The organism is Nocardia glycosmidis (genome assembly GCF_052545115.1).
Genome location: NZ_JBQWRH010000003.1, coordinates 311,266 through 333,783 on the forward strand (window position 1 = coordinate 311,266; position 22,518 = coordinate 333,783).

General features: G+C 67.6%; 25 protein-coding genes. 13 read left to right on the top strand and 12 right to left on the bottom strand.

Features of this window, described 5'->3' with window-relative positions; genetic code table 11:
- Window positions 1–236: 236 nt before the first annotated feature.
- From ACT86A_RS05465 to yhjD, 6 genes are all read left to right on the top strand, one after another.
- Entirely contained in the window at window positions 237–749 is a 513-nt protein-coding gene (locus ACT86A_RS05465; RefSeq protein WP_445090886.1) for a hypothetical protein, read from the top strand.
- Between the two features lie 232 nt (window positions 750–981).
- Window positions 982–1,758 carry an exodeoxyribonuclease III gene (locus tag ACT86A_RS05470; protein WP_445090887.1) on the top strand — a complete coding sequence of 259 codons (777 nt, stop codon included), beginning with the start codon at window positions 982–984 and terminating at the stop codon, window positions 1,756–1,758.
- Window positions 1,755–2,243: a guanyl-specific ribonuclease gene (locus ACT86A_RS05475; protein WP_445090888.1), complete on the top strand. Its 489-nt coding sequence runs from the start codon at window positions 1,755–1,757 to the stop codon at window positions 2,241–2,243. The genes ACT86A_RS05470 and ACT86A_RS05475 overlap by 4 nt, the downstream gene beginning before the upstream one ends.
- A complete protein-coding gene (locus tag ACT86A_RS05480; RefSeq protein WP_445090889.1) occupies window positions 2,243–2,737 on the top strand; it encodes a barstar family protein in 495 nt (164 codons plus the stop codon). The genes ACT86A_RS05475 and ACT86A_RS05480 overlap by 1 nt, the downstream gene beginning before the upstream one ends.
- 137 nt (window positions 2,738–2,874) lie before the next feature.
- Window positions 2,875–3,906 carry a tryptophan--tRNA ligase gene (gene trpS, locus ACT86A_RS05485; RefSeq protein WP_445090890.1) on the top strand — a complete coding sequence of 344 codons (1,032 nt, stop codon included), beginning with the start codon at window positions 2,875–2,877 and terminating at the stop codon, window positions 3,904–3,906.
- Window positions 3,907–3,957: 51 nt separating this feature from the next.
- Window positions 3,958–4,989 carry an inner membrane protein YhjD gene (gene yhjD, locus ACT86A_RS05490; protein WP_445090891.1) on the top strand — a complete coding sequence of 344 codons (1,032 nt, stop codon included), beginning with the start codon at window positions 3,958–3,960 and terminating at the stop codon, window positions 4,987–4,989.
- A 38-nt stretch (window positions 4,990–5,027) separates the two neighbouring features.
- Here yhjD and ACT86A_RS05495 read toward each other — a convergent pair whose 3' ends face one another.
- On the bottom strand, window positions 5,028–6,308 hold the full coding sequence (locus tag ACT86A_RS05495) for a D-alanyl-D-alanine carboxypeptidase family protein (protein ID WP_445090892.1): 1,281 nt from the start codon (window positions 6,306–6,308) through the stop codon (window positions 5,028–5,030).
- 121 nt (window positions 6,309–6,429) lie between these two features.
- Between ACT86A_RS05495 and ACT86A_RS05500 the strand changes: the two genes are divergently transcribed.
- On the top strand, window positions 6,430–7,944 hold the full coding sequence (locus ACT86A_RS05500) for an MFS transporter (RefSeq protein ID WP_445090893.1): 1,515 nt from the start codon (window positions 6,430–6,432) through the stop codon (window positions 7,942–7,944).
- On the top strand, window positions 7,934–8,536 hold the full coding sequence (locus ACT86A_RS05505) for a TetR family transcriptional regulator (RefSeq protein ID WP_445090894.1): 603 nt from the start codon (window positions 7,934–7,936) through the stop codon (window positions 8,534–8,536). The genes ACT86A_RS05500 and ACT86A_RS05505 overlap by 11 nt, the downstream gene beginning before the upstream one ends.
- A 40-nt stretch (window positions 8,537–8,576) precedes the next feature.
- Here ACT86A_RS05505 and ACT86A_RS05510 read toward each other — a convergent pair whose 3' ends face one another.
- Both ACT86A_RS05510 and ACT86A_RS05515 read right to left on the bottom strand, forming a co-directional pair.
- Window positions 8,577–9,473, bottom strand: coding sequence for a phenylalanine 4-monooxygenase (locus tag ACT86A_RS05510; protein ID WP_445090895.1), 897 nt, complete (start codon window positions 9,471–9,473; stop codon window positions 8,577–8,579).
- A gap of 121 nt (window positions 9,474–9,594) precedes the next feature.
- Complete coding sequence (locus tag ACT86A_RS05515; protein ID WP_445090896.1) at window positions 9,595–10,125, bottom strand: DUF4396 domain-containing protein; 531 nt, start codon at window positions 10,123–10,125, stop codon at window positions 9,595–9,597.
- Window positions 10,126–10,229: 104 nt separating this feature from the next.
- Here ACT86A_RS05515 and ACT86A_RS05520 point away from each other — a divergent pair, with 104 nt between their 5' ends.
- Complete coding sequence (locus tag ACT86A_RS05520) at window positions 10,230–10,406, top strand: type II toxin-antitoxin system VapB family antitoxin (protein ID WP_445090897.1); 177 nt, start codon at window positions 10,230–10,232, stop codon at window positions 10,404–10,406.
- Between the two features lie 69 nt (window positions 10,407–10,475).
- Here ACT86A_RS05520 and ACT86A_RS05525 read toward each other — a convergent pair whose 3' ends face one another.
- Window positions 10,476–10,772 carry a DUF6881 domain-containing protein gene (locus ACT86A_RS05525; RefSeq protein ID WP_445090898.1) on the bottom strand — a complete coding sequence of 99 codons (297 nt, stop codon included), beginning with the start codon at window positions 10,770–10,772 and terminating at the stop codon, window positions 10,476–10,478.
- Window positions 10,773–10,945: 173 nt separating this feature from the next.
- Between ACT86A_RS05525 and radC the strand changes: the two genes are divergently transcribed.
- The gene (gene radC, locus ACT86A_RS05530; protein ID WP_445090899.1) at window positions 10,946–11,623 is read left to right on the top strand and encodes a RadC family protein; all 678 of its coding nucleotides are present in this window, start codon (window positions 10,946–10,948) and stop codon (window positions 11,621–11,623) included.
- A gap of 135 nt (window positions 11,624–11,758) precedes the next feature.
- On the opposite strand, the gene ACT86A_RS05535 is transcribed toward radC, so the two are convergent.
- From ACT86A_RS05535 to sdhC, 4 genes are read right to left on the bottom strand one after another with little or no spacing between them, the layout of a single operon-like run.
- A complete protein-coding gene (locus ACT86A_RS05535) occupies window positions 11,759–12,532 on the bottom strand; it encodes a succinate dehydrogenase iron-sulfur subunit (protein WP_445090900.1) in 774 nt (257 codons plus the stop codon).
- Window positions 12,532–14,331: a succinate dehydrogenase flavoprotein subunit gene (sdhA, locus tag ACT86A_RS05540; RefSeq protein WP_445090901.1), complete on the bottom strand. Its 1,800-nt coding sequence runs from the start codon at window positions 14,329–14,331 to the stop codon at window positions 12,532–12,534. The genes ACT86A_RS05535 and sdhA overlap by 1 nt, the downstream gene beginning before the upstream one ends.
- A gap of 16 nt (window positions 14,332–14,347) precedes the next feature.
- Window positions 14,348–14,779: a succinate dehydrogenase hydrophobic membrane anchor subunit gene (locus tag ACT86A_RS05545; protein WP_445090902.1), complete on the bottom strand. Its 432-nt coding sequence runs from the start codon at window positions 14,777–14,779 to the stop codon at window positions 14,348–14,350.
- Window positions 14,780–14,781: 2 nt separating this feature from the next.
- Complete coding sequence (gene sdhC / locus ACT86A_RS05550) at window positions 14,782–15,180, bottom strand: succinate dehydrogenase, cytochrome b556 subunit (protein ID WP_445090903.1); 399 nt, start codon at window positions 15,178–15,180, stop codon at window positions 14,782–14,784.
- 278 nt (window positions 15,181–15,458) lie between these two features.
- Here sdhC and ACT86A_RS05555 point away from each other — a divergent pair, with 278 nt between their 5' ends.
- The 3 genes from ACT86A_RS05555 (at window position 15,459) to ACT86A_RS05565 (ending at window position 18,940) form a co-directional block, all read left to right on the top strand.
- A complete protein-coding gene (locus ACT86A_RS05555) occupies window positions 15,459–15,860 on the top strand; it encodes a cytidine deaminase (protein WP_445090904.1) in 402 nt (133 codons plus the stop codon).
- Window positions 15,861–16,371: 511 nt separating this feature from the next.
- Window positions 16,372–17,661 carry a thymidine phosphorylase gene (locus ACT86A_RS05560; RefSeq protein ID WP_445090905.1) on the top strand — a complete coding sequence of 430 codons (1,290 nt, stop codon included), beginning with the start codon at window positions 16,372–16,374 and terminating at the stop codon, window positions 17,659–17,661.
- Between the two features lie 181 nt (window positions 17,662–17,842).
- Window positions 17,843–18,940: an adenosine deaminase gene (locus ACT86A_RS05565; protein ID WP_445090906.1), complete on the top strand. Its 1,098-nt coding sequence runs from the start codon at window positions 17,843–17,845 to the stop codon at window positions 18,938–18,940.
- A 441-nt stretch (window positions 18,941–19,381) separates the two neighbouring features.
- Here ACT86A_RS05565 and ACT86A_RS05570 read toward each other — a convergent pair whose 3' ends face one another.
- The 4 genes from ACT86A_RS05570 to ACT86A_RS05585 form a co-directional block, all read right to left on the bottom strand.
- Window positions 19,382–20,632, bottom strand: a complete 1,251-nt coding sequence (locus ACT86A_RS05570; RefSeq protein WP_445090907.1) for a SatS C-terminal domain-containing protein — start codon at window positions 20,630–20,632, stop codon at window positions 19,382–19,384.
- 26 nt (window positions 20,633–20,658) lie between these two features.
- A complete protein-coding gene (locus tag ACT86A_RS05575) occupies window positions 20,659–21,006 on the bottom strand; it encodes a YbaB/EbfC family nucleoid-associated protein (protein WP_445090908.1) in 348 nt (115 codons plus the stop codon).
- Between the two features lie 67 nt (window positions 21,007–21,073).
- A complete protein-coding gene (locus tag ACT86A_RS05580; protein WP_445090909.1) occupies window positions 21,074–21,415 on the bottom strand; it encodes a hypothetical protein in 342 nt (113 codons plus the stop codon).
- Window positions 21,412–22,515, bottom strand: coding sequence for a C40 family peptidase (locus tag ACT86A_RS05585; protein WP_445090910.1), 1,104 nt, complete (start codon window positions 22,513–22,515; stop codon window positions 21,412–21,414). The genes ACT86A_RS05580 and ACT86A_RS05585 overlap by 4 nt, the downstream gene beginning before the upstream one ends.
- Window positions 22,516–22,518: the final 3 nt, after the last annotated feature.

The following is a 22,518-nucleotide window of genomic DNA, read 5'->3' on the forward strand; positions in this document are numbered from 1 at the left end:
GTCCCCGCAAGTTGAGCGCCGGTCGGCATCGCATTAGCGAAGGACTCGCGTGGCGATGTCACTGCCACCTGTAGTCGAGCGGCTAACCTCACCCGAATGCCACCGCGGTTGTCTACGGCCGTCGAGATGAGGAGGCTCCCATCGAGATACCACCTGGGCGCGGTGCGCAGGCCGAGCAGGGACAGGATGCCGCAACTGCACCGAGTTACGCGGTCCTGACGAGCGCGGTCCTCGGCGTGGCGGCGCTGTTGTGCGTCCATTTCGAGTGGGCTCCACTCATCGGGAACTCGACGGGCCCCGACCAATTCGTCGGGCTGGTGATCGGCGGGATGCTGCTGGGCGGTTCGCTGCTGGTGTGGGCGATCAAGACGCTGTATCTGCTCGGCCGAGAGCGCCGGTGGTCCTGGAAGGTTGCCGCGGTGCCGGCGGTTGTGCTCGCGGGTCTGCTGGCCGGCTTGGTGTTTCGGCCCGGAAGTTTCGACTCCGCCCGTCCGGAAATGGAAGAAGTCGCAGTGCAGATGCTGCGCGAGCAGCAGCCGAGTACCCGCCGGGACCTGAGTCTCGGCGGGCTCGACATCAGCTTGGTTCAGCGCGAGCCCGATGGGCGCGTCTACTTCTACGACCGGTTCGCGGGCTCGGCTGTGCGCGGCTGGGTCTATTCGCCTGGCATCGAGCCCGTGGGGAACAGCGCCCGGCGGTTCGAAAAGCTGTCCGGAGACTGGTATTCGTTCATATTCATTATCGACTGACGCCGGTGCCGGGGCACAGAACCACGTCTCGAAGAAGGGGCCTCGTTCGATGTTGTCGAGTGCCTCGGTGAGCAGACGGATAGGTCCGGCGGACGAGTCGGAGCGGGCAGGCGTCTTTGCGAGCAGCCGGTGCGGAACCGCCTGGACCTCGGGCGAGCTCCACTGTCTTCACCCCCCACCGGGATGGTGGTGTCCGGGGGACTTCAGCAGACCGGCATTGTACGGTCGAGCAGTGCCCTACATCTCGACAGTGAATGTGAACGGTGTCCGCGCGGCTGCGAGCAAGGGCCTGCTCGCCTGGCTCGCGGCCACCGAGGCCGACATCGTCTGCGTGCAGGAAACCCGCGCCACCGACGAGCAGGTCGCGGCCGCGCTGGCGCCCGCGCTCGAGGCGGGATGGCAGCTATCGCATGCCGAGCCGGCGTCCAAGGGGCGCGCTGGAGTCGGCATCCTGTCCCGCCGGGCGCCGCGTGCCGTGCGGATCGGCTTCGGCAGCAGTGAGTTCGAGGCAGCGGGCCGCTACCTCGAGGCCGACTTCGACGACATCACGGTGGCGAGCGTGTATGTGCACTCCGGCGATGCGGGCACGGTGCGCCAAGAGGAGAAGTACCGCTTCATGGCCGAGCTAGGCGCCCACCTGACCACGCGGACCGGTGATTTCGTGGTGGCGGGAGACTGGAATATCGCGCACACCGAGCAGGATCTGAAGAACTGGAAGGGAAACCTGAAGTCGGCCGGGTTCCTGCCGCAGGAGCGCGCCTGGATCGACGAGCTGCTGGCCGCGGGCTATGTCGACGTGGTGCGCGGCCTGCATCCCGGGGTCGACGGCCCGTACAGCTGGTGGTCCTACCGCGGTCGCGCGTTCGATAACGACAGCGGATGGCGCATCGACTACCACCTGGCCCGCGGCGATCTCGCCACCCGCGCCAAAGCCGCAGTGGTGGAGCGGGCCGCCGCCTATGATCAGCGCTGGTCCGACCACGCGCCCGTCACGGTGCAGTACCGATGAGCCGCCCGTCGACGTTGATTCGCGGCCTCGCTGTGCTCGGGGCGGTGGCGGTCGCACTGATCGCCGCGGTGCTCGCCCTGCGCGGCGGCACTGACGTCAGCACCGCCACCCCGGTCAGTCGAGTGAGCACGACCAGCGCGGTCGTCGCGCCCGCACCGGCACCGCGCGGAGCGGACAGCGCGTCGCCGGTCACCCAGGCCGTGGGAGTCCCGCAGCGCGCCTACGACACGCTGCGGGAGATCGATGCCGGTCGTTGGCCCGACTCGGCGAACGCTCCCGGCACCCAGGGCGGCGAACACTGGATGAACCGTGGTGGCGACCTGCCCGCCACCGACCCCGGAGGCAAACCGATCACCTATCGGGAATGGGACGTCAATCCGAAGCAGCCCGGCCGATCCCGCGACGCCGAACGCATCGTCACCGGCAGCGATAGCTCGGCCTGGTACACCAGCGACCATTACCGGACCTTCACGAGGATGCGCTGATGACAAAGATCGTCACGTTGTCGCAGTTCCTTGCCCGGCCCGATGCGGACCAGGCGCCGCCCAGCCGCGCGCTCGCCCCGCCGCGGGTCACGTTCGGAACCCTCGCGGTCGACGCCGCCGAATTCAGCGGTGTGCGCGACCGGACGCCGTCGGGCTATCTGGTGCGTGAGCTGCGCGGGATGAAGATGCCCACTACCGCACGGGTTTTCGACGAGTTCGCCGCCGCGTTCCAGTTTCCGTACTATTTCGGCGAGAACAAGGACGCGTTCGACGAATGCCTTCGCGACCTGGGCGATTTCATCGGGGAAGCGGCCGGATATGTCGCCGTGGTGCGTGACTCGGTCGGGCTGCTGACCGACGAGCTGGTCGAACGTGACTGGTTTGCCGAGGCGATGCGCGACTGCGCGGCCTATTGGTCCCGGCGCGACGTGCTCTTCCGGGTCGTCCTGCAAGGTGACGCGCCCGACCTGCAGGATGTGGCGCTTCGGATGTGACGCCCGGCGCGCACCGCGGTGTGCTCGCCGCATCCTCGCCGAGCAGGGCGGCAGCGGGCGGGCGCCGTCCCGGGGATCGACCCGCGCAACTGGGTGCAGCGAAAAATCGGCTGGAGCCCGCATGCGAAGATCGGGGTATGTCCAGTCCTGCGCCCACCCCGGCCGCCGAACGCAAACAGCGGGTACTGTCCGGGATCCAGCCGACCAGCTCCTCGTTCCATCTCGGGAACTATCTCGGCGCGCTGCAGTACTGGGTGACCATGCAGGACGACTACGACGCACTGTATTTCATCCCGAACCTGCACGCGATCACGGTGCCGCAGGACCCCAAGGAGCTGAAGGCGCGGACCAACGCCGCCGCCGCTCAGTTGCTCGCGGTCGGCATCGACCCGAAGAAGTCCACCCTGTTCGTGCAGAGCCAGGTGCCCGAGCACGCCGAGCTGACCTGGGTGCTCAGCTGTCTCACCGGCTTCGGTGAGGCGAGCCGGATGACCCAATTCAAGGACAAGTCGGTGAAGCAGGGCGCCGAGAACGCGACCGTCGGCCTGTTCACCTACCCGGTGCTGATGGCCGCGGACATCCTGCTCTATCGCGCCCATCAGGTGCCGGTCGGCGAGGACCAGCGCCAGCATTTGGAACTCACCCGGAACCTGGCCCAGCGCTTCAACACTCGGTTCAAGAAGACGTTCGTGGTGCCGGAGGCCCATATCGTCAAGGGCACGGCGAAGATCTACGACCTGCAGGACCCGACCGCGAAGATGAGCAAGTCCGCCTCCACCGACGCGGGCCTGATCAACCTGCTCGATGACCCGAAGATCAGCGCGAAGAAGGTGAAATCGGCGGTCACCGACACCGAACGCGAGATCCGCTACGACCCCGAGCGCAAACCGGGCGTGAGCAACTTGCTCGTGATCCTGAGTTCGCTGACCGCGACGCCGATTGTCAGCCTGGAGAAGGACTTCGAGGGCAAGGGTTACGGCGAGCTCAAGGCCGACGTCGCCGACGCGCTGGTGGAATTTGTCACACCGTTGCGGGCGAAGGTGCAAGAGTACATGTCGGATCAGGGCGAACTCGACCGCATCCTCGCCGCGGGAGCCGAGCGGGCGCGCGAGATCGCCGGCAACACCCTCGCACAGGTATACGACCGAGTCGGTTTGCTGGGTCGCTAGGCGCTGCTCGCCGTCGCTCGGCCCGGCGCGGGGCTTTCGAAGGGGCGCAAGGTGCAGGTGATCGACAACATCAAGGCCGGGATCGACCGCCGGATTCAGACGGTGCCGTGGCTGGATCATCTGGTGCGGGCGGCGGCGCGCTATCAGCGACAACACGGCGACTATTACGCGGCGGGTATCACGTACTTCACCGTACTGTCGCTGTTTCCGCTGCTCATGATCGCTTTCGCGGTCGCGGGTACCGTCCTGTCCAGCAATCCGGAGCTGCTCGCGCAGTTGCAGGCCAAGATCGTCGAGAACATTCCGGGCTCGTTCGGCGACCAGATCAACGATTTGGTCGAGCGGGCGATCGAGGCGCGGCGCACCGTCGGCGTGCTCGGTCTGCTCGTCGGCGTCTACACCGGCCTCGGCTGGATGGCCAACCTGCGTGCCGCGCTCACCGAGCAGTGGGAGCAGAAATCCCCGGACGGCAACTGGGTGATGACCAAGTTGTCGGATCTCGGCGCGCTGATCGGTCTGGGTCTCGCCTTCGTGGTCTCGCTCGGATTGTCGGCGTTGGCGTCGAGTGCCCTCGGTGGGAGTCTGCTCACCAGCGTCGGTCTCGCCGATCTCCCCGGCGCTGGGCTGCTGCTGGCGGTGCTGTCTACGCTGCTCGGGTTTCTGGCTTCCTGGGCGGTGTTCGCGTGGGTCATCGCCCGGTTGCCGCGCGAGCCCGTCACACTGGCCAGCGCGGCCAAGGCGGCGGCGCTGGCCGCGCTGGCCTTCGAGGTGTTCAAGATCATCGCCTCGATTTATCTGCGATCGGTGCTGAATAGCCCGGTCGGCGCCACGTTCGGCTCGATCATCGGTCTGATGGTGTTCACCTACGTCACCTATCGCATCGTCCTGTTCGCCACCGCCTGGGCCGCCACCGCGGCCGAGAACGAGCCGGAAGCCGAGATCCCCCCGCCTCCGCCCGCGGTGATCGCGCCGCGAGTCAGCGCGCGCGACATCCCGGTCGGGGCGGGCGCCGTCTTCTTCGGTGCGGGTGCCCTTGCGGCCCTTGCCCTTTCGGAGTTACGCCGGTTGCCCGGCCGCCGGTGACCGCGGTGTGCGCCGAGTTGTCTTACGTGCCGGGCTGATCAGCGCCTCCGGTTGGCTCGGCGCGCCCCGGCCAACAGCACGAGGATCGCGACGATGCCGCCGGCGATCAGCAGGGTCCTGGTGCCGATGCCGCCTTGCTCGGCATGAGGCATGGCGGACGGGTTGGTTCCCGAGACGGGGGGAGCGGCCAGGGCGACCGCGCTGTGTTCACGTTGGGGTACTACCGCCCCGGGCAGGGCGCCGACCGACACGCCGCTGGGCAAACCGAAGCCGTAGTCGAGCAGTCGGGCCGCCTGTTCCCAGGGCCGCACCGGCCGCACGTCCGCCTGCAACAGGCTGACGACCAGCCTGCGGCCATAACGCTGGGCCGCGGCGACGAACGTCTGGCGTGCGTCGTCGGTGTAGCCGGTCTTGCCGCCGAGCGCGCCGTCATAGTTGTAGAGCAGCTGGTTGTCGTTGCCGATCGGGTAGCCGGGACGGTCGGCGTCGCCGGGGAGTCCTGGATCCGCCGGGAAACCGGGGAAATCGACCTGCTCGGTGTGGATCAGCTCGGCGAACAGCGGGATGGTCATGGCTTCGCGGAACACCACAGCCAGGTCGTAGGCCGAGGTGCTCATGCCCGGCCCATCCAGGCCGGACGGGGTGGCGACGCGAGTATCCATGGCGCGCAACGATTTCGCCAGCTCGTTCAGCTTCGCGACGGTGGCCGCGTCGCCGCCGAGTTGGGTGGCGATGGCATGCGCCGCGTCGTTGCCGGAGGCCATGATCAGCGCCTGCATGAGCTGGCGATTGGTGTAGTGGCCGCCGGGACCGATGCCGACCCTGGTGCCGTCCACGTCGGCGTCGGCCCGGGTGCCGACCACCACCTTGTTCAGATCCAGGGTTCGTAGCGCCAGCGTGGCGAGCAGCACCTTGATCGTGCTGGCGGGCCGGTAGCGCCCATGCGGGTCCTTCGCCGCGAGCACCTCGCCGGTGTCCAGATCCGCCACCAGCCAGGCCGTCGCCGAGATGTCCTGCGGCGCGGGCGGCGCGGATCTCGGTAGCACGACTCCGCATTCGGCCAGTCGGGTCCCGCCGATCGCAGGCGCCGGGATCGGCAGCGGTGCCGGTGTCGGCTGACCGGGCGCGGGCACCTCGGACGTGTCGATCGGTGCGGGCGGCAGTGACTTCTGCGGGCAGCCGTCGGTGTTCGGGGTGGTGAACGGCGTGGTAGTCGGCGGCTCGGCCGGCGCGGGCGTGGCGGTCGCTCCGATCGCCAGGACGGCCAGCAGGGCGACTGCGTAGCACCTGGCCGGACGACGCAAATCCGTGATCTTCATCGGCAGTGAGCCTAGCGAGCGTTGCGCCGGTCGGCCCGTACGCCGGTCGAAGCGTTATTGACATCTACTAGCAAATGAGAGTTACAATCAAAAAGTTGTAAATGCCATTTATGGAGGCGCTATGGAGATCGATGCGACCCGCCGCTGGCTTGCGCTCGGCGCGCTGGCGGTCGCGATGCTGACCATCGGGCTCGACGTGACGGTGCTGACTGTGGCCCTGCCCACGCTCGCCGTCGACCTGAACGCGAATACCGCCGCGCTGCAGTGGTTCAGCAGTGCCTACACGCTGGCGCTGGCCGCCGTGATGCTGCCCGCCGGCGCGCTCGGCGACCGTTACGGCCGCAAGAAGTTCCTGCTGGCCGCGCTGGTGCTGTTCGGGGTCGCCTCGATCGGCTGCGCCGTGGCCGCCTCGCCCGGTCAGCTCATCGCGGCGCGCGTCGTGCTCGGGATCGCGGCGGCGGCGATGATTCCGCTGTCGATGTCGGTGCTGCCCGCGATGTTCCCCGAATCCGAGCAACGACAGCGGGCGCTCACCATCTGGATCACCTCGACGGCGATCGGACTTCCGCTCGGTCCCATCGTGGGCGGATGGTTGCTGCGCAACTTCTGGTGGGGCTCGGTGTTCCTGATCAACGTGCCGATGGTGGTGATCGGCGCGTTCGCTGTCGCGGCGCTGGTGCCGGAATCACGCAGCGCGCTCACTTTCCGCATCGATCTGCTCGGCATCGTGCTCTCGGCCGCGGGCATGCTCGGGCTCACCTACGGCTTCATTCGGATCGGAGCGGAAGGGTGGGACGACGGCCCGGCGTGGGCGACTGTCGCGGGCGGTGTCCTGCTGCTCGGCGCGTTTCTGGCCTGGCAGCGCAGGACGGAGTATCCGCTGGTCGATCTCGGTTTGTTCGCCGCCGACGGATTCCGTTGGGGCACGGCACTTTCCATCGTGGTGAACTTCGCCATGTTCGGCATGTTCTTCACCGTGCCGCAGTATTTCCAGGCGGTGCTCGGCGTGGACGCGCTCGGCAGCGGACTGCGCCTGCTTCCACTGATCGGAGGATTGCTGGTCGGCAGCAGGCTGGTCGATCGGATACTGCCGACACTGGGCATCCGCGTGGTGCTCACCGCCGGGTTCGCGGTGCTCGCCGGTTCACTCGCGCTCGGTGCGCTGACCACCGTCGACAGCGGTTACGGCTACACCGCCCTGTGGTTGACGCTGCTCGGCGCCGGCATGGGTCTGGTGATGCCCGCGGCGATGGGCGTCGCGATGGACGAGCTGACCGCGGAGCGCTCCGGCTCCGGCTCCGCGCTGTTGCAGGCATTGCGCCAGGCCGGTGGCACGATCGGCGTCGCGCTATTGGGCACGGTGCTGTCCATCCGCTACCGATCCGAGCTCGGGGCGTTGAATCACGCTCCGATCGCCGACGGTGTCAACGCGGGAGTCGCCACCGCGCGCGGGCTGGGCGATCCGTCGATGCTGCGTACGGTGCAGGAAGCGTTCGTCAGCGGCATGAGCGCCATGTTGTGGGTCTGCGCCGGGCTGTGCCTGCTGACGGCTACGCTGACGGCGACGTTCGTCCGTGCGCGGCGACCCGATGAGGCGCGCGATTCGGGTGCGGCAGAATCGATTCATGTCGGTTGAGGATCCCGGGAGCGGGACGGCGCAGGGTCTGCGCGAGCGGAAGAAGGAGCGGACCCGCCGGACAATTCGCCTGGAGGCGTTCCGGCTGTTCCGGGAGCAGGGTTACAACTCGACCACCATCGAGCAGATCGCCGCGGCCGCCGATGTCTCCCCGAGCACCTTCTTCCGCTACTTCCCGACCAAGGAACAGCTGGTCCTGGCCGACGATCTCGATCCGGTACTGATCGAAGCGTTGCGACGCCAGCCGCGCGACATCACGCCGATGGCCGCATTCCGCAACGCGGTGCTCGAGGTCTTCAGCGCCCTTTCCGCCGCCGAGCTGGCCTTCGAGCAGGAGCGGCAAGCGCTGCTCTATCACGTGCCGCAGTTGCGGTCGGCGATCGGTTTGGAAATCATCCGCAGCATCGATCTGATCGCGGGGTTGCTGGCCGATCATGTCGGCCGCACCGCAGACGATTTCGAGGTGCGGGTGGCGGCCGGCGCCGTGGCGGGCGCGGCCCTGGGCATGGCGACGATTACTCCATTGAACGTCGAGAACATCACCCGCACCCTGGATTTCCTGGATGCGGGCATGCCCCTCGGGCTGTCCTGAGGATTTCGGCCCGGCCGTGCCCGGGCGGCGTGCGCCCGGCTTACTGTGCCCCGGCGGTGCTGGCGGGTCGTAACCGATCGGGTGTGTCGTCGTCCATCGAGGCGAAGAAGCCGCCGATCACGTCCTCGATCTCGGCCACCGATTCCGCGCAGTACAGAATCGGCTGATAGTGGGTGATGTCGTAGACCGCGGTACCCATCTGGGCGATGTCGAGCGGCCGCAGCTCGGCGTGCCGGAACTCCTCGATCTCGCCGTAGGACGACAGCAGACCCGCTCCGTAGCACCGAACCTCACCACGTTCCCGGACGACACCGAATTCCATCGAGAACCAGAAGACGTCGGCCAGGAACTTCAGCGCGCGCTCAGTGCGCAGCCTGCCGACGGCCGCGCCGACCGCGGCGTAGATGGCCGCGAAGCGCGGGCTGGCGATCTGATTGGCATGCCCGATGATCTCGTGGATGGCATCGGGCTCCGGCGTGTACAGCGGCGCGGAGTGGTGCCGGATGTACTGGGTGGAATGAAAGATTCGATCGGCGAAGGAGCCGAAGAACTCGCGCAGCGGCACCAGGCCCGCGGCCGGAACGTAGCGGAATCCGGTCAGTGGTTCGAGCGCCGCGGACACCTCGTCCAGCTGCGGGATATGGTCGGTCGGCAGGTCGAGTGCCTCGGCGGCCGCGAGCACCTCGATGCTGGCGTAGCTGCGGTGCTTGCGGGCGAGTTCGGCCGACACGATCCGCCACACCTGCTGTTCCTGGTCGGTGTAGTCGATCCGGGGGAGCGGCTTTCCCGGGGCGTAGTCGAGTGCCAGCGCGGCGATGGCATTGCGCCGGGCCCGGTACTGCGGGTCGTGCACGCCGGGGTGCTCGTCGCTCAGGTGCACTGTCACATCGTCGCCGGTGCGGGTCACCGGCGAGTACAGCTGAGCCTCTTTGAACATACTTCGATGCAAGCACCGCCAGCCGCCTTCGACAACAAAAGCCCTTCCAGCTGAGCAAACTGCCTAGCTGAGCGTGATTGTTCCAAGCGATGCGGAAGGAAACCGCTAGCCCGTGAGCTGATCAGTGGCTGCCGTGCACCGAATGCACCACCGCGTGGCCCTCGCCGCGTCCGATCATCCATTTGTTCACCGGCGTGGTCACCACGAACGCCACCGCGAAGGCGAAGGCGAGGGTGATCCAGAACAGCGCGCTGTCGAGGTGGGCGTCCATCGCGCCGGGGACGGCGAGAACAACGGCGTTGTCCACGATCTCCATGACGGTGATCGACACCGTGTCGGCGGCGAGGGCGGTGCGCACCGCGGCGGCCAGGGGCAGCCCCGCACGCAGCACACTTCGCATGGTGAACGCGTAACCGAACAGGAAGGCCAGCGCGATGGCAATGGCCATCGTCGCGGTGTTGTTCCATCCCAGTGCGGTCCCGATCACCATCCCGAGAACCTCGCCGATGGCGCAGCCGGTGAGGCAGTGCAGCGTCGCCATGGCCGCCATGCGCCAGGTAGCCGAGGGGTGCGCCGCGGCGGGGTGCTCGGCAGTGTGCGTTGTGGGCCTGCGCGAGGTGTGATCGCCGGACGGGCCGTGCCTGTGCTCCATGTCCAACACCATACCCCCGTAGGGTATGAAACGGGCGAGTTTGTGATTTGCCGGACATGAGCGGGCGTCATGCCGCAAGATGGCGAATGTATGAAGGAGGACGCATGAAATCCGTGCGGGTCGATCTCGACCAGGATCTGCTCGCCGCTGCCGCCGCCATCATGGGCACGGTAACGCGCGATGCCACCATCAACGAGGCCCTGCGCCGCATCGTCGTGCACGAGCGGCAGTTGCATCGCCTGCAGAAACTCGCCGCGAACGCATTGTTCGCAATTCCCTAGCGGGAGGGGCGCGGTCGTCGAGTAGTGATATCACCCCGGATGGGTGTCGCCCGCAAGTGGAGAAGTGAGCTAATGCGGCTCGGGCGGTAGCTCCCCCAGAGCGCGCAGCCATATGGCCTCGAACTCACGAGCATCGACCTGGAGGGCGGAATACTCGACCTGGGTGTCGATCTCGTCCATCGTGGGGATCGGCATCCGACTGATGGTGGTCGTGCCGGTGCGGCGACCGGCATCGGCCCAGTCCATGTGACCGTCGGAATAGACCTCGACCTTACGCACCTCGAAACCGTCGTCGCCGATCTCGCTGAACATCTCGACCGGCTCGTCTTCGAGGTCGTGATGCCATTGCGCCTTCAGGTACCACATCGCCCATCAACTCCCAGCTCACGGACCGACTCGGTGACCGAACCGCCCACCAGCATAGGTCCTGGTCGGCTCGGCGTACGCAGGTGCGCGCCGCGGGAGGACGGTTGTGCGCGAGGTGTCGGTGGTCGCTGGCAGAATCCCGGGCATTGTTGGCCTGACCGAGGGGTGGAGTCATGGCGGTCTCTCTTGTCGATGTGCCTGCCGCGCAGCGGCCGCGCGAGCGGTTGCTGGTGCTCGGACCGCAGGCGCTCAGCGACGCCGAGCTGCTCGCACTGCTGTTGCGGCACGGCAGGCGCGGTGCCAGTGCGCTGGATCTGGCGGCGGAATTGCTGGTCGAGCACGACGGGCTGGCCGGACTGGCATCCGCGCGCCCGGAAGAGTTGTCGCGGCGGGCCGGGATCGGCGTGGCGAAGGCGGCCGCGATCGTCGCCGCGTTCCACCTCGGCGCCCGGGCGCGCGGCCGGCCGGACACTTCGTTACAGCTGACCAGCGCCGCGGACGTGGCCGCCGCGGCCCGTCCGCAGTTCACCGGCGCCCGCGTAGAGCGATTGCTCGTGCTGGTCTGCGACACACAGAACCGGTTGCGCCACCGGGTGTTCGTGGCCGAAGGCGCCGTCGACCAAGTCGCCGTCCCGGTCCGGGAAATCCTGAACACCGTCCTGCGCCACGACGGCCGCGCCTTCGCCGTCGTCCACAACCACCCCTCCGGTGATCCCAGCCCCAGCCCGGAAGACCGGCGTGCCACCACCATCCTCGCCGAAGCCGCCCACACCGTAGGTCTGCGCTTCCTCGACCATGTCGTGATCGCAGGGGAAACATGGGCCAGCGCGCCGGGGTATCCGACGTGCTGACCGACCGGGTTCGGGGTGCCGCGCCGTCCGGTGCCGGTAATCAGCTGTGCCGGTCGTCAGCGAGCCGATGCCGCGGATGAACGGCGAAGGCCGCCTTGATCTTTCGATCGAGGCGGCCTTCGGGCTCGGGCTGCTTCAGCGGGTGAAGAGCAAGGCTCGTTTGACTTCTTGGATGGCCTTGGTGACTTCGATGCCGCGGGGGCAGGCGTCGGTGCAGTTGAAGGTGGTGCGGCAGCGCCAGACGCCCTCGACGTCGTTGAGGATGTCGAGGCGTTCGCGGGCGCCTTCGTCGCGGCTGTCGAAGATGAACCGGTGGGCGTTCACGATCGCGGCCGGGCCGAAGTAGCTGCCGTCGCTCCAATACACGGGGCAGGAGGTGGTGCAGCAAGCGCACAGGATGCACTTGGTGGTGTCGTCGAACCGGGCACGGTCGGCCTGGCTCTGGATGCGTTCGCGGGTGGGCTCGTTACCCGAGGCGATCAGGTAGGGCTTCACCGCGCGGAATGCGTCGAAGAACGGCTCCATGTCCACCACGAGGTCCTTCTCCACGGGCAGGCCGCGGATCGGCTCGACGGTGACGGTAAGGGACTTGCCGCTCTTGGGCAGCATGTCCTTCATCAGCACCTTGCAGGCCAGCCGGTTGACGCCGTTGATGCGCACGGCGTCCGAACCGCACACGCCGTGCGCGCAGGAGCGGCGGAAGGTGAGCGTGCCATCCAGGTAGGACTTGATGTAGATCAGCACGTTCAGGAAGCGGTCGGTCGGCAGGACCGGCACCTGGAAGGAATCCCAGTGCGCGCCCCGGCCGTCCTCCGGGTTGAACCGGGCCACCTTGACGGTGATCAGCACCGAGCCCTCGGGGACCGGAGCGGGCGTCTGCGAAGAGGGTGCTTCGGCAACAGCAGTCATCAGTACTTACGCTCCATCGGCTCGTAACGGGTCTGCACCACCGGCTTGAAGTCCAGTCGGATGTCCGAGAGGAGATCCGCGCCTTCCTTGTAGGCCATCGTGTGCCGCATGAAGTTCACGTCGTCGCGGTCCGGGTAGTCCTCGCGGGCGTGGCCGCCGCGCGATTCCTTCCGGTTGAGCGCACCCACGACGGTGACCTCGGCCAGCTCGAGCAGGAAGCCGAGTTCAACGGCCTCGAGCAGGTCGCTGTTGTAGCGCTTGCCCTTGTCCTGCACGGTGATCCGCGAGTAGCGCTCCTTGAGCGCGTGGATGTCGGTGAGTGCCTGTTTGAGCGTGTCCTCGGTGCGGAACACCGAGGCGTTGTTGTCCATCGACCGCTGCAGCTCGGTGCGGATGTCGGCGACCCGCTCGTTGCCGTGCTCGCCCAGCAGCTGGGCGAGCCAGTCCTGCACCATCTGCGCCGGGTTCTCCGGCATCTCCACGAATTCGCTGCGCTGCGCGTACTCCGCGGCGGCGATGCCGGCGCGTCGGCCGAACACGTTGATGTCCAGCAGCGAGTTGGTGCCCAGCCGGTTGGCGCCGTGCACCGAGACGCACGCGCACTCGCCCGCCGCGTACAGGCCCGGGACGACGTCGGTGTTGTTGCGCAGCACCTCACCGCGGATGCGGGTCGGGATGCCACCCATCACGTAGTGGCAGGTCGGGAAGACCGGCACCAGTTCCTTCACCGGGTCCACACCGAGGTAGGTGCGGGAGAATTCGGTGATGTCGGGCAGCTTCTCCTCGAGGACGTCCTCGCCGAGGTGGGTCACGTCGATGTAGACGTAGTCCTTGTTCGGTCCGGCGCCGCGGCCTTCCAGGACCTCGATCACCATCGAACGGGCGACGATGTCGCGCGGTGCGAGGTCCTTGATGGTGGGGGCGTAGCGCTCCATGAAGCGCTCGCCATCGGCGTTGCGCAGGATGCCGCCCTCGCCGCGGACGGCCTCGGAGATCAGGATGCCGAGCCCGGCCAGACCTGTCGGGTGGAACTGGTGGAACTCCATGTCCTCCAGCGGCAGGCCCTTGCGGAACACGATCGCCATGCCGTCGCCGGTCAGCGTGTGCGCGTTCGAGGTGGTCTTGTACATCCGGCCGGAGCCGCCGGTGGCGAATACGATCGACTTCGCGTGGAAGACGTGCAGCTCGCCGGTGGCCAGCTCGTAGGCGACCACGCCGGTGGCGACCGGACCGCGATCGGTTTCGGTGAGCACCAGATCGAGCACGTAGAACTCGTTGAAGAACTCCACGTCGTGCTTGACGCAGTTCTGGTACAGCGTCTGCAGGATCATGTGGCCGGTGCGGTCGGCGGCGTAGCACGCGCGGCGGACCGGGGCCTTGCCGTGGTCACGGGTGTGCCCGCCGAAGCGGCGCTGGTCGATCCGGCCCTCCGGGGTGCGGTTGAACGGCAGGCCCATCTTCTCCAGGTCGAGCACCGCGTCGATGGCCTCTTTGGCCATGATCTCCGCGGCGTCCTGGTCGACCAGGTAGTCACCACCCTTGACGGTGTCGAAGGTGTGCCACTCCCAGTTGTCCTCTTCGACGTTGGCCAGCGCGGCGCACATACCGCCCTGCGCCGCGCCGGTGTGGCTGCGCGTCGGGTACAGCTTGGTCAGCACCGCCGTCCGAGCCTTTGGGCCGGCCTCGATCGCGGCACGCATGCCCGCGCCACCCGCGCCGACGATCACGACGTCGTAGCGGTGCTCCTGGACCGGACGAGATTCACCAGTCCCGATGATTCGTTCGCTGCGCTCACTCATGCGAGGGGGCCTGTTCCTAACTGATGTTGGGGTCGAAGGTGAAGATGACGTAGGTGCCCACGCCCATGACCAGGATCATCGAGACGGCCAGCAGCGTCTTGAGCCAGAACCGGGTCGAGTCCCTACGGGAGTAATCGTCGATCACGGTGCGCAGACCGTTGCCGCCGTGCAGCTGCGCGAGCCACAGCATGGTCAGGTCCCAGATCTGCCAGAACGGGCTGGACCAGCGACCGGCGACGAAGGCGAAGTTGAGCCGCTTCACGCCGCCGTCCAGCAACAGCATGATCGCCATGTGGCCGAGCACCAGCACGATCAGCAGCAGGCCGGAGAAGCGCATGAACAGCCAGGCGTACTTCTCGAAGTTGCTGCTCGAGCGGGCGCGCGGCGAGCGGGGCAGATCCAGACTGGCCGGGCGGTCATACGACTTGCCGAGAACAGGTGCGCTCATTGTCAGTGCTCCGTGAACAAGTAGAAGAACTGGCGTCCGATGGACGGGACGGCCAGCAGGAACCAGACCGCGAGGACGATCCAGAGCATCAAACGCTGGTACTTCGGTCCCTTGGACCAGAAGTCCACCAGGATCACGCGGACGCCGTTGAGCGCGTGGAAGAGCACGACGACGACCAGGGCCATCTCCATCAACGCCACGATCGGCGTCTTGTAGGTCTCGATCGCCTGGTTGTAGGTGTCCGGGCTCACGCGCACCAGAGCGGTGTCCAGCACGTGGACGAACAGGAAGAAGAAGATGGTGACGCCGGTGATCCGGTGCAGCGCCCACGACCACATGCCAGGGTCGCCTCGGTACAGCGTCTTCCGCTTCGGCTGGGCCGGAGCTTCAATCGTGGTCATAGAGTGCGGTGCCTCCAACGTCGTTGATGGACCCGGTTTCAGGTCCGCCGCTCGGCGGCGTTGGGGGCGAATGCCCAGGTGGCTGCACTGCGGCCCGTCGCGGGGAAGCCTGAACCGATCTGTTCTGGACTCTAATCCTCTCGCACACCCGGAACTAATTCGGCGGGCCGTGCGTTGCACGACAAAGGATCGGGTTAGGTTTACCTTTCTCGGCATTCGTGGGGTTGTGTCCTGGCTCTCGCGCGGCCGTATTCGGCATAGTTCGAGAGGGGTTGGTTATGTCGCAAATCGACTGGAATGTGTTGCGTGACAACGCGATTAGAGTTATGCGAAATGCGTACGCACCCTACTCCAGGTTTCCGGTCGGCGCGGCAGCTCTCAGTGCCGACGGGCGCATTGTGAGCGGCTGCAATGTGGAGAATGTCTCATACGGATTGGGCCTGTGTGCCGAATGTGTACTCGTCGGTAACTTGATTTCCGGCGGTGGTGGGCGTCTGCTGGCCATCTCGGTGGCCGATTCTCGCGGTGCAATCCTGATGCCATGCGGACGCTGCCGCCAATTGCTCTACGAGCACGGTGGAGCCGGCCTTCTGGTCGATCACCAAGCGGGAGCAGTGCCGCTGCGCACGCTGCTTCCGGATGCTTTCGGCCCCGACGATCTGGACGCCGGGCAGGTGTGAGCCGAGTCCGTCGGCAATCCGCCCGGCGAGGGGCGTCTCGGCGCGGAGCGCTCGATGCGATCGAGCAGTCGGTGCGCGGCGCTCATGTGGTCACCAAGGTCGGTCGATCGCGGTTGTCCGGCACGACCGAACCCGTGGCCGAACCCGGTCGTGAGAGGTGTGTGGCCAGGGCGGTGTCGAGTTCGTGGGCTGCGGTGGAGCGTCGTGCGCGGTGGCGTGGTGCGGTGTGAGAACACGCGGGACCGGAGCCGATCCGCTCTGTCATCAGCGCCCCGTCTTGCTCCGGGCGGTTGAGACCAGCGATCGGCCGCGCGTCGCGTATGGGTATCGACGGCGCGCCTTGTCAGCCGATAGGGCGACTCGCCGCGGGTTTCCTCGTTCTGTGCCCCGCTGGTCCGTGTGCGCCGGAATCGTCGCTTCCCCCAACCGCGAACGAGTGATGCGGCAACGCTATCGGGATGCCGCCTCCTGGAACCGGGCTCGGGCGGCATCACATGCCAGACTGGCGAATGTGACGGTACTGGACGCGGTTTCGATCATCAGGACGAAGCGTGACGGCGGCGAACTGTCCGACGCGCAGATCGACTGGGTCGTCGACGGGTTCACTCGTGGCGTGGTGGCCGATGAGCAGATGTCGGCGCTGGCCATGGCGATCGTCTGGCGCGGCATGACGCGGCGCGAGACGGCCAGGTGGACCGCCGCGATGATCGCGTCCGGCAGCCGGATGGACCTCACCGACCTGCCCCGGCCGACCGTGGACAAGCACTCGACCGGCGGGGTGGGCGACAAGATCACGTTGCCGCTGGCGCCTCTCGTCGCCGCCTGCGGTGCCGCGGTGCCGCAGTTGTCCGGCCGCGGGCTCGGCCACACCGGAGGGACGCTGGACAAGCTGGAATCCATCCCCGGCTGGCGGGCCGACGTGCCGGTGTCGCGAATGCGCGACATGCTGACGGATCCCCGCATCGGAGCGGTGGTCTGCGCGGCGAGCGCCGACCTCGCGCCCGCGGACAAACGGCTCTATGCCTTGCGCGATGTCACCGGCACCGTCGAATCGATCCCGCTCATCGCCAGCTCGATCATGAGTAAGAAGATCGCCGAGGGCACCGCGGCGTTGCTGCTGGACGTCAAGGTGGGCTCCGGCGCCTTCCTGAAGACACTCGACGAAGCGCGCGAGCTGGCCACGGCGATGGTCGGGCTCGGAGCCGACGCGGGCGTGCGGACGGTGGCGTTGCTCACCGCCATGGACACCCCGCTCGGGCGCACCGCGGGCAATGCTCTCGAGGTCGCGGAATCGGTGGCGGTACTCGCCGGCGGCGGACCCGCCGACGTGGTGGAACTGACCCTGGTCCTGGCGCGCGAGATGGTCGCCCTGGCCGGGCTCGACGTCGACCCCGCCGACGCACTGGCTGATGGGCGGGCAATGGACCACTGGCGCGCGATGGTCCGCGCTCAGGGCGGTGACCCGGACGCGCCGCTGCCGGTCGCCGAGCACACCGAGACCGTCCTCGCCGCCGCCGACGGTGTGCTGATCAGGCTCGACGCGATGGGCGTCGGCCTCGCCGCCTGGCGGCTGGGCGCGGGCCGGGCGCGTCAGGGCGAGCCGGTGCAATTCGGCGCCGGAGTGGAAATGCATGCGAAACCGGGTGATCCGGTCACTGCGGGACAGCCTCTGCTCACCCTGCACACCGATACTCCCGAGGCATTCGCGGGTGCCGCCGCCGCGCTGCGCGAGGCGGTCACCATCGACAGCGCGCCGATGGACACACCCGCATCGCTGATTCTGGGTCGCATCGAGGCCTGAATTGCTCGGTCCAGCATCGGCCGACACCGCGGTGCTGTCGGCGCGCCGTTGGTAGCGCACAGGTGTGTTGTCGGTCCGGCCGGTGTCGCGTTGCGGACCTGCCCGCATCCGCTCGGCAACGAGATGGTTGCCGCGGCCGGAGTTCGCTGCCGATTCGGTGTACTGCGGCTACCGTCGATACATGACTGGACCGATGCCTCTGACGCTTGCCTCGATCCGCCAGGCGCCGAAAGCGCTGCTGCACGATCACCTCGATGGTGGTCTGCGGCCCGCTACGGTGCTCGAGCTCGCCGCGCAGAGCGGCTACGAGGATCTACCCGCCACCGATGAGGTGTCGCTCGCGGCGTGGTTCCGGGACGCGGCCGACAGCGGGTCGCTGGAACGGTACCTGGAGACCTTCGCCCACACCGTCGCCGTGATGCAGACCTCTGAGGGCCTGCGCCGGGTCGCCCGCGAATGCGCCGAGGACCTCGCCGCCGACGGCGTGGTGTACGCGGAGGTGCGCTTCGCCCCCGAACAGCACTTGGAGTGTGGACTTACGCTCGACGAGGTGGTCGAACACACTCTCGCCGGTTTTCGTGAGGGTGCGGCGGCCGCCGCCGAGCAGGGCCACACCATTGTGGTGACCTGCCTGCTCACTGCGATGCGCCATGCCGCACGCTCGCGGGAGATCGCCGAGCTGACGGTGCGCTTCCGCGATCGCGGCGTCGGCGGCTTCGACATCGCGGGTGCGGAGGCGGGCTTCCCGCCGAGCAGGCACCTCGACGCATTCGAGTACATGCGCGCCAACAACGCGCACTTCACCATCCACGCGGGAGAAGCATTCGGTCTGCCCTCCATCCACGAGGCGCTGGCGTTCTGCGGCTGCGACCGGCTCGGTCACGGCGTGCGGATCACCGACGACATCAGCGTGCCCGGCGCGACCGAGGACGCGCGGCTCGGACTGGTCGCCAACTACGTCCGGGACATGCGCATTCCGCTGGAGCTGTGTCCGTCGTCGAACGTGCAGACCGGCGCCGTGCCCTCGCTGGACAAGCACCCCTTCGATCTGCTGGCCCGGCTGCGCTTCCGGGTCACGGTCAACACCGACAATCGGCTGATGAGCGACACCAGCATGAGTAAGGAGATGCACAAACTGGTCGAGACATTCGGCTACGGCTGGAGCGATCTGGAACGGTTCACCATCAACGCCATGAAGTCGGCGTTCATCCCGTTCCCCGAGCGGCTGCGGATCATCGACGACATCATCAAACCCGGATACGCGGTACTGATCGGATAGTCCACGGACACAACGAGATCGGGCGTGCCCGGCTTCGGGGTCGCTCGCCCGGCGTTGCGGTGGACAGCGCGCCGGGCGGCGAACCGCGCGGGTGCGGCGGAGTTCGTTCGCCGAAGGTCGCGCGGACGCGCGGCGCGTCGAACCGGGCCGGACGGAGTAGGCCGCTTCGTGGGTACCCGACAAAACGGTGCCGCTGAAAGGAGGCCCGGGTGTGGGCTATCCCCGGCGGCTGGCTGGTCGCTACCCGGCAGGCTCGACCATCCCGGCATGCTCGGCTCGATGATCGTCACCCTGGGCACCGTCCGAGGTCGGCAGCGCTGCGTCACCGTGGGCGAGGGCCACGGTAACGCACGGCCGCTGATGATTCACCTCGACCGCCGCCCACCACGAGGGCGGGCACGTGCGCTGACAGGCCGAAGGTCCTGGGTCGGGTTGACCTGGTTACTGCTTGTCCAGCCGGGACTCCAGGTTGCGTTCCAGCTCCCGCCACGCCTGTGCCTCGGCGGTGAACGGCGGATTCGGCGCCAACCGGGTCGGGTCGGGATTCAGTAGGTAGGACACGTACCAGCCGAGTGGGGTGGATTGCGCCAGCGCCTGCTCGACGGTGTCGTCGTCGGCGTAGTCGGCGGCGTCGGTGAACAGCTCGACCGCGAAGTCGAGCTGTTCGATATCGACTGCCTCCGGGCCCTCCGCCAAGTCTTCGGACAGGCCGGGCAGCACATACACGTTCTCGTCGGTGACCTCCACCTCCAGTGAGCCGTCCACCGCCGCGGTCTGCACGTCGGCGAAGGTACTCACCCGGGCAAGGTCGTGCTCGTGATCGTCGGCGAGGTAGCGGGCCAGTGCGCGCTCCGAGGAGAACACCGTGATCGAGCCCTTGGTGCCGAGGAAGATCGGTTCGTCGTCCAGGTAGCACCGCAGGGTGAAGAAACTGCCCTCGGACGCGATGATCTTGATCGGGTCGATGCCGACCTCGTGCCAGAACGACTCGTCCTCGTCCTGCTCGTCCTCCTCGTCGTCGAGGTCGACAGGCTCGAACTCCTCGTCCTCATCGCTGTCGGCCGCGTCGTCGGCGTCGACGACGTTCTCCTCGGCGGCCAGGAGTTCGGCCTCGGCGACGGCGACCGCCTCGGCGTCGACCTCAGGGGTCTGCACCACGGAGTCGATGGCGTCCAGGACGTCGTCCCAGCCCTTGGCGATGGCCGCGCCGATCTGGCCCCACAGCTCCTCGCCATCGCGCCCGACGAAGGCGCTCACCCCACTGGGCAGCGCGCCGAGCACCGGATGCGAACCGAAGAACTTGGTCACCGTCTCCAGTTCGCACACCTCACCGATGTTGCGCACCATGCCGAGAGTGTCCTCCAGTTCGGCGATGGCATCCACGTCCGGCTCGCCCGCGGCCAATTCCGGCACCGCGACCAGATCGAAGGTGAAGTTCTCCTCCGGCTCCAGTTCGACGGCCGAGAGACCAGCGATGACCTTCCAGGCCGGATGGTCGACGAGATCGTTGTCGGAGTTGGTGCGGATGAACGCGGCCAGCTCCGCGACGGACTCGAAACCGTAGAGGGCGTCCTCGTGTCCGAGGAACGCCTCCCACTCGTCGTCACCGTCTCGCCAGCGCGGTGCCCACAGGGTGACGAGATCGCCGTCGGTCAGGCCGAGCTCGATCGGGACGATGTCTCCAGAAGCCATGTGCGGAAGCCTATCGACCTTCCGCGTCAGGCACTATCCGGCCCGCCCCCATTCGTCGCTCCGGGCGGCTGCCCGGCCGGGACGAACGACTCGTTCAGTGTGGCAACGACCTTGGATCGCTGTGCGCCGGCGTCTTCGGCGGCCTGCCGGCACGCCCAGACGATCAGCTGTCCCACCTCGGCGGGCGGCAGCGATGTGACGGATTCCGCCAACGACAGACCCACCAGCGCGCCATCGCTGTTCATCTCGACGCTCACCGCGCCATCCTCGCTGGTGAAGCGTCCGCGTACCTGCTGGAGCCCGAACAGCGCCGCCTCCAGCGCCTCCAGCCGCTGGGTCGCCGACGCGACCAGCGCGTCCATTTCCCCGCTCATGCGCTCGCCTCGCCCGCGCTCGGCTCCCGCATGACCGCGCTCGCGGCCGCGTCCATGATTCGCTCGCTCATACCGGCCTCATCCAGCTCGTCGGTCCCGTGTCCGCGTCATCGATCCGGTCCAGTTCGTCCACCGCCTGCTGGCGGGTGGGCAGGCCGAGGCGGTCGAGGATGTCCGCGGGCATGCCCGACTCGGCGAGCAGTTCGCGCCGCCGCGCCCGTGCCGCGATCGCGGAGCGCTGGGTGAGCCGCAGGATCTCGTTGGCGAGTGACTGTGCGCCGTAACGGTATTCGCTGCGCTCGAACTTGATCTCCACCGGCATGCCCTGATCGGTCGCCCGCACCGAGATGGTGCCGGACCGGTTGCTGCTGGCCGCGACGGTGACGTTGGGGACTTGTGGTCGGGTCATGCTGTCGGCCTGTAGAAACCGTGGAAGTCCATACCTGAATTCTCCGTTCGAATCGAGCTGATCTGGACCGGGTCACCCGCTTCGACGAACTGCCCGTTGCCGATCACCATGGCTACATGGCCATCCCAGATCGCGAGGTCGCCGGGCATGAGGTCGCCGGGGGACACCGGGGTGGCCCCGTTGCTCTGCTCGGCCGCGAGCCGGGGGATATCGACGCCCGCCTCGCCGTAGGCGTACTTCGTGAGTCCGCTGCAGTCCAGTCCGGCACCCGGGGTGTTACCGCCCCAGACGTAGGGGGTCCCGACGGCGCCGAGCGCCGAGCGGACCGCCGTGGCGGCCTGCTCGTTCGGCGCCTCCACGACGCTGCCATCGGGCAGCGTGAGCTTCACACCCTTGCCGTCGGTGGGCGTGCCCGGCGAACCGGTGTCGGGCCGGGGCGCGCCCGGCGAGGTACCGGGACCGCGCTGGGATTGCACCTGAGAGCGCGGTGTCGCCATCGCGGTGCTCATCATCTGGCCCACGCCGCTGAACAAGCCGGACGCGGTGGATGCCACTTGCTGTACGGCGGGGCCCGGCAGACCGGACGGCGGCGGGGTCGGCGGCGGCGGGGTGAGTTCGTTCATCGACGCGGTGTGCGTTTGCAACTCGTTCTGCACCCGGCCGACCACGTTGATCGCCTGGCCGAGATGGTCGATCGCCGATCCGACGAGCACCGTCAATCCCGCGGGCGTTCCCAGGGCGGGACCCATGCTCGCCGCGGTGTTCACGAACGACTGAGCGATATCGGTCAGCTGCTTCTGACCCGTCTCGACCTCTCCGGCGGCCTGGTTCACCACCGTGGCCATCTCGTTGCCCCGATCGGAGATGGTGGCCGCGGAGGTCTGCACGCGCAGCGCCTTGGCGGTGGCGGCGTCGGCGGCGCGGCCGTCCCACGCGGTGTTCATGCCATTGATGCTGTCGCGGCCCATTTGATGGATCTGGTCGACCACGGTCGAGGTACTGCGCAGCGCATCGGTGGGACCGCCGGTGGGCAGCACGCCGGTGCCGAAGCCGGCGAGCAGGTCGAGGATCGGTTTCGCCAGCGCGTTGATATCGATCATCGG